2 protein-coding genes and 1 pseudogene are annotated in these 6133 nt (G+C 65.4%); 1 reads left to right on the top strand and 2 read right to left on the bottom strand.

The genetic code is table 11. The features are described from left to right. Positions 1-107: 107 nt before the first annotated feature. Positions 108-311 (top strand): annotated as a pseudogene (locus tag NKI72_RS28815) (MarR family transcriptional regulator); the annotation flags it as partial. A 119-nt stretch (positions 312-430) separates the two neighbouring features. On the opposite strand, the gene NKI72_RS28810 reads toward NKI72_RS28815, so the two are convergent. Together NKI72_RS28810 and NKI72_RS28805 are read right to left on the bottom strand one after the other, a co-directional pair. Further along, complete coding sequence (locus NKI72_RS28810) at positions 431-4504, bottom strand: AsmA family protein (protein WP_352851489.1); 4074 nt, start codon at positions 4502-4504, stop codon at positions 431-433. A gap of 94 nt (positions 4505-4598) precedes the next feature. Then, positions 4599-6014, bottom strand: coding sequence for an FAD-binding oxidoreductase (locus NKI72_RS28805; RefSeq protein WP_352796734.1), 1416 nt, complete (start codon positions 6012-6014; stop codon positions 4599-4601). Positions 6015-6133 lie beyond the last annotated feature (119 nt).

The raw sequence follows: 6133 nt of genomic DNA, 5'->3' as shown, positions 1-6133 counted from the left end.
GTGTCCGCCGCTCCGCTAAACACGGGGGCTGCGCGGCGGACACGCCGACGTCAACGCAATGCCACGCCATTTTGCAGAACTTGACGCACACAACTCGGGCACGAGCGATGTTGGTGACACCACGCCAGCATCAGGCCCTGCTTGCAATCAAAGGGTTCCCCGGCGGAGGGCCAGTGACCATTGGCGACCTCGCGGAGCGCCTGCGCATCCGCCATCACAGCGCAGTGGAATTGGTCAACCGTCTTTGCGAAGCCGAGCTCGTCGCGAGGGACCACGACGAGGAGGACCACCGCCGCGTGCTGCTGCGGCTGACCGAGCGCGCCGACGACAGTCTCGCCGATCTGTCAGCCGCTCATCTCGACGAACTCGGGCGGATCGAGCCGATGCTGAAGCGCTTGCTTGCTGGACGCGACACATATGGGATGCGCCGTCACCCGCCATTCAACGATTTCAGCAGATCGTCGATCGACGAGGGATCGAGCTTGAGCTTTGGCGGGGGCTGCACTGGCGGTGGCACGTTGTTTGCGGCCGGTGGCGCCCGTTCCGCGCGCTCCGCCGCGGCCTTGCGTTCGGCGTCGAGCCTTGCCTTCTCTTCCGAGGCGATCCGCAACGCCTCTTCCGCCCTCTGGCGTTGCTGTTCTTCGGCCTGCGCTGCTTCCTCGGCAGCCTGTTGCGCCGCCTTGGCTTTGGCTTCGGCATCCGCTGCGGCCTTTGCAGCCGCCTCGGCTTTCGCCCTGGCCTCGGCTTCGGCTTTCGCCGCTGCATCCGCCTTTGCCTTGGCTTCAGCCTGCGCCCTGGCCTCCGCTTCGGCGTGGGCCTGCGCCTCAGCTTCGGCCTTTGCCTTGGCGTCCGCTTCAGCTTTCGCTTTGGCCTCAGCCTGCGCCCTCGCCTCCGCATCCGCCTGTGCCTTGGCGTCCGCTTCAGCCTTCGCCTCGGCTTCGGCCTTTGCCTTGGCGTCGGCCTCGGCCTTCAGCCGCGCTGCTTCCTGTTGCCTGCGCAGTTCCTCCGCCGCTCTTTCACGCTCGGTTTGCAGCGCAGCGTAGTAGCGCACCTCACGCCGCAGCCTTTGTTTCTCGAGCAGTGCGGCTTGCATGGCTTCGACCCGCTGCTGCTCCTTTTCCAGCGCACGCTGGGTCAGGAACTGTGCCAGCGGCTCGCTGTCGAACTGCCGTTTGGTGGCGCCAAACGGCCCGTCGACGCTGAAATTCAAAATCGGTTCGGAGCCGACCAGCGCCTCATTGCCGGGCCGGTAGGCGATCTCGCCCTTGGCATCGACGGTGCTGGTGTTCAGATCGGCGGTGATGTCGGCGGACAGCGTCGCGCCCGGGCTTTCGAATTTGACCGGCGGCGCCCTTAGCGTGCCGCCGGCGATGGTGAAGGCAATATCGGTGTCCTGCGCCGGAAAACTGCCCGCCGCGGCGATCTGCGGCACAAAGCCGGCGGTCTTCGACGCGTCGATATCGCGCCCTATCGCGTCGGCCTTGGCAATGAATGCGCCAAAGGCATCGGGATTGAAGCCGGCAATAGTCATGCCCTTCAGCGTCGCCGTGCCGGAACCGGACAGCGCCGCAACCATCGCGTCGACCGATTTGCCGCTGGTCGAAAGCGCCGTCGAGAACTCGCCGCTTCCGCTGATGCCGGCCTCCGGCAGCACGGCTACCAGATCGGCGCCGGCGAGTTTCATCTGACTGGAGAAAAGCCCGGTGCCGTCATTGTTCTTGAGCTCGAACAGGCCACTCAACGCGCCGCCGAGGAACTTTGCCTTGAGGTCGGAAACGCGGATGCCCTCCTGGTCGAGCTGCAGCGACAGCGCAGCGTTATAGGCGGTGGCAAGCGGACCGGCGGCAAGCGACGCCGCCGTCAGATCGAGATCGGCGGTAAATGGCAGACTGGATTTCTGGCTGAACGGTGCCGTCGGCCAGGTCCTGTCGTTGACAAGGAAGGCCTGGTCGCCGAACAGCATCACCGCCATCGGATCGAGGTCCAGCTCGTCCAGCGACAGCGCGCCGGCAAGATGCGGCAGCCCCTCGTTGATGTCGATATTTACGTCACCGGAAACCGCCGCTTCGTTGACGGCGCCGCTGAGGCCGCTCAGCACCAGGAGACCATTGCCGTAATCGGCATCGGCTGCAAGCGACGTCGACATGCCGGTGCCCATGCCGGGCAGGCCGACGCCGGTCGTCATCAGCCATGGCTCGATGTCGGCCGTTTCAAGGCTGACCTTGCCCTTGGCGGCCGCGCCTTGAGGCGTGTCGGCAATTGTCCCGTCGAAACCAGCTTTGAAGTCGTTGCCGGCCAGGCTGAAGCGTGTCGCCAGGCCGCCGCCAAGCGTGCCTTTGGCCGAGACCTCGGTAGTCGCCTCGCCAAGCATGCCGAGTGGCAGCGCCGGCAGACCGTAAAGCGCCAGAAGCGCGGTGGCGTCGGCGTTCCTTGCGTTGAAGGTCAGCGTCACCGGCGCTTCGAGAGGCCGGTCGAGCGCCCCTTTGCCGGACAACGACGCCGAAAAGGCCGAGCCACCGGCCTTGCCCTGTGCGCTCATTGCCAGTCCAGTCGTACCGTCGCCATTGTCTGCGGCACTCGTGACCGCATCGATACGCGCATCCTGGAACAGCTCGGGATAGGCAGCAGCACGCTCCGCCAGGCCCTTCAGCACTGCATTGTCGGGATAATGCTGGACGGCGACGTCGATCAGCGGCTTGAGGTCGACGGCGACCACCGAGGCGTCGAGCTTGCCGGTCGGGCTCGCCGGGAAATCCTTGATTCGACCGGTAGCGCTGATCGAGGCGCCGGCAAGTCCGCCGACCGACAGGCGATCGATCTCAAGCAGCCCATCGCGCAATCTAAGCGCGGTGTCGACGCTATCGGCGGTCAACCCGCCGGCGCTGACCGGCCCGGCCTTGATCTGGAAATCGAGGTCGCGGTCGGAAAAGCGGTTGGCGCCCTTGTCGCTGACGAAGATCGAGGCGAAGGCGGCGAGCCCGTCGACATCGAGTTCGCCACCTTCCAGTTGCATCAGCACCGATGGCCTTGTGTCGTCGGGCTGGCTGGAATCGATGCGGCCGGAGAACTTCGCCTTGCCGAGGATGAGTTCGAGATCGCTGAAGGCCTGGTGCTTCTCGCTCAAATCCACCTTGGCCTTGAAGCCGGCGGCCGGCAAGCGGCGGATCGCCTCGTCGACGTCCTTCGACAGCCATGCGGCGAAGCCGGAGGGCTGCGCCACCGCCAGAAGCAGCGATCCGGTGAAACCGAAATGGTCCTCGACGCTGACCATGCCGTTGGCTTCCAGCTTGGCGCGGCCGGGCAGCGTGGCGGCCAGCGATTTTACCGCCCAGCCGCCCTCGGCTGGCTCGGCGGACAGGTGCACGTCGCGAACGGTGGTATCGCCTGCCACCACCGCCGGCAGTTTCACCTCGACCGTGCCCGGTATGGTCGGCTTCGGCAGGTCGAGCAGCGCCTGCTCCAGCGCCGCCACCCGCTCGGACAGCGTCAATCCGGCACCGGCCGCCGCCCCCACGGCCTCGTCGAACTGCACCTGCGCGCCATCGGCCTCGATCGAGAAATGCGGCTTCAGCCCAAGGTCGACCGCAGCCTTGCCGTCGGCAGTGTAGGGATTGTCGCGCGGCCCGGTCTCGAAGCGGAATTCGTCGACGCCGAGCTTCTGGTGGTCGAGCGAAAACTTGCCGTTCAGCCTGAAGCCCGGGTCCGGTTTGCCGGCGCTGACTTTCAGCGCCTCGCCGCCGGTGCCCAGCTGCCGCGCCGCAGTCTGGTCTGCGCCCGATATCTTGAACTGGCCCGAATAGACGGCGGCGCCCTCGACGAGGCCCACATTGCCGTCGGTCTCGATGACCAGCGGATAGGCGTCCGGATCGGCCTTGAGCCTGAGCCGCATTTGCCCGTCCGGTTCGGCCTTGCCGGTGGAAGCGGCGATCGTCGTCCGCAACCCGTCCAGCAACAGCGAGCCGTCCAGCCGCCAGGGGCCGGCCAGCGACTTGGCCGAGATCGTCGAGTTGATCTCGGAAATAAGATGGCTGCGCCCGCCAGCGGCGTGGCTGAGCGCGATCTGTCCTTCCGTCACCGTCAGCTTCTCGATGGAGATCTGGCCGGGATCGAAGGGCGAGGACGGCCGTATCGTCCAGTCGACCGTGCCGTCGGCGGCGATGTCAATCGTCGCCTTCGGCCTCACCAGGCGCATGTCGAAGATCAGCACCTCGCCGCGCAGGAATGGCGCGAGTTCTGCATCCATCGAAAAGGTTTCGACGGTCATCGCCGGCTGGCCGTTAGGGCCACCGGCAACGGCGACGTTGGAAAAGGTCACCGAGGGGAACGGCAACAGCCTTGCCGTCGCATCGCCTCGCACGGTCACCTTGCGGCCCAGGACGGCACTGGCCTCGCGCTCGAAATCGGCACGGTAACCTGTCCAGTCGACAAAGTACGGCACCACCAGCGCCGCACACAGCACCAGCACGAGAAGCCCACCGAAGATCACGAACAGGCGTGCGAGCATGAACTCCTGGATAGTTGATAGTAAAGTCAGTGGCACTCTACCCGCATCAGCGTGTCGATAAAGAGGCAAATCGGGGCGCGGCAGCGGCCTGATGTCAGTCCTTTCCCGGCAGTATCTTCCCCGGGTTCATGATGTTCAGCGGATCGAGCGCCTGCTTGATCGTGCGCATGATGTCGACGCCATGGCCGAGCTCATGCCGCAGGAAGCCGATCTTGCCTTGCCCTATGCCGTGCTCGCCAGTGCAGGTGCCGTCCATGGCGATGGCGCGCATATTGAGCCGCGCCACGAATTTTTCGGCCAGTGCGATCTCTTTCGGGTCATCCACGTCCATCAGCACCAGCACATGGAAATTGCCGTCGCCGGCATGGCCGACGATCGGGGCGATCAGGCCCATCTCGGCGATATCCGCCTCGGTCTCGGTGACGCATTCGGCAAAGCGCGAGATCGGCACGCAGACATCGGTCGACAGGCCCTTGGCGCCCGGCCGCAGCGTCAGCGACGACCAGTAGGCATCGTGCCGGGCTTTCCACAATTTTGTCCGCTCTTCGGCGACGCTGGTCCACAGGAACGGACCGCCGCTATTTTCCTCGGCGATCATGCCGAAGGTCTCGGCCTGTTCGGCGACGCTGGCATCGCTGCCGTGGAACTCGACGAACAGGCACGGGCTCTCCGGATAGTCGAGCTTCGAATAGGTCTTCATCGCCCGCATCTGCAGCGCGTTGACCAATTCTATGCGCGCCACCGGAATGCCCATCTGGATGGTCGCGATCACCGTGTTGCACGCCGCCTCGAGGCTGGGAAACGGGCAGACGCCGCCTGAAATCGCCTGTGGAATGCCCTGCAGCTTCAAGGTCAGCTGGGTGATGATGCCAAGCGTGCCTTCCGAACCGATCAGCAGCCGCGTCAGATCATAGCCGGCCGAGCTTTTCTTGGCGCGCTTGCCGGTCGTCACTGCTTCCCCGTCGGCCATCACCGCCGTCAGCGACAGGACGTTCTCGCGCATCGTGCCGTAGCGCACCGCGTTGGTGCCCGACGCACGCGTCGCCGCCATGCCGCCGAGCGAGGCGTTGGCGCCCGGGTCGATCGGAAAGAACAGGCCGGTGTCGCGCAGATGCCGGTTGAGATCCTCGCGCGTCACGCCGGGCTCGACGGTGCAGTCGAGGTCCTGCGGATTGACCGCAATGATGCGGTTCATGCGTGACGTATCGAGCGAGATGCCACCGCCCGGCGCATTGGTGTGGCCTTCCAGCGAGGAACCGACGCCAAAGGCGATCACCGGCACGCGATGTGCCGCGCATGCGCGCACGATCTCCTGCACCTCCTCCGTCGTCTCGGCAAAGGCGACGCCGTCCGGCGCCTGCGTCGGGATATAGGTCGTGGTGTGCGCGTGCTGGGCGCGGATCGCCTGGCCGGTCTGGAATCGCTCGCCGAGCCGCTGCTTGAGGATGCCGAGTACGGCGGCAATGCCTTCTTCGTTGCGCTCGACCGGATTGAGGTCGCTTAGAGCCATCGATTCCTCCGCGAATGGACCAGCGTCCACCCTTGTTCTGCATCTACGGATGCGTAGTCTCACCAACCACGCTCTGTCCAGTCCACGCTCATCCCGGCATGACGAGAAGGAAGTTTCCG

The organism is Mesorhizobium sp. M0437 (genome assembly GCF_040321335.1).
In the GTDB taxonomy this organism is placed as follows: domain Bacteria; phylum Pseudomonadota; class Alphaproteobacteria; order Rhizobiales; family Rhizobiaceae; genus Mesorhizobium.
This window is presented reverse-complemented; position numbering and strand designations above follow the sequence as displayed.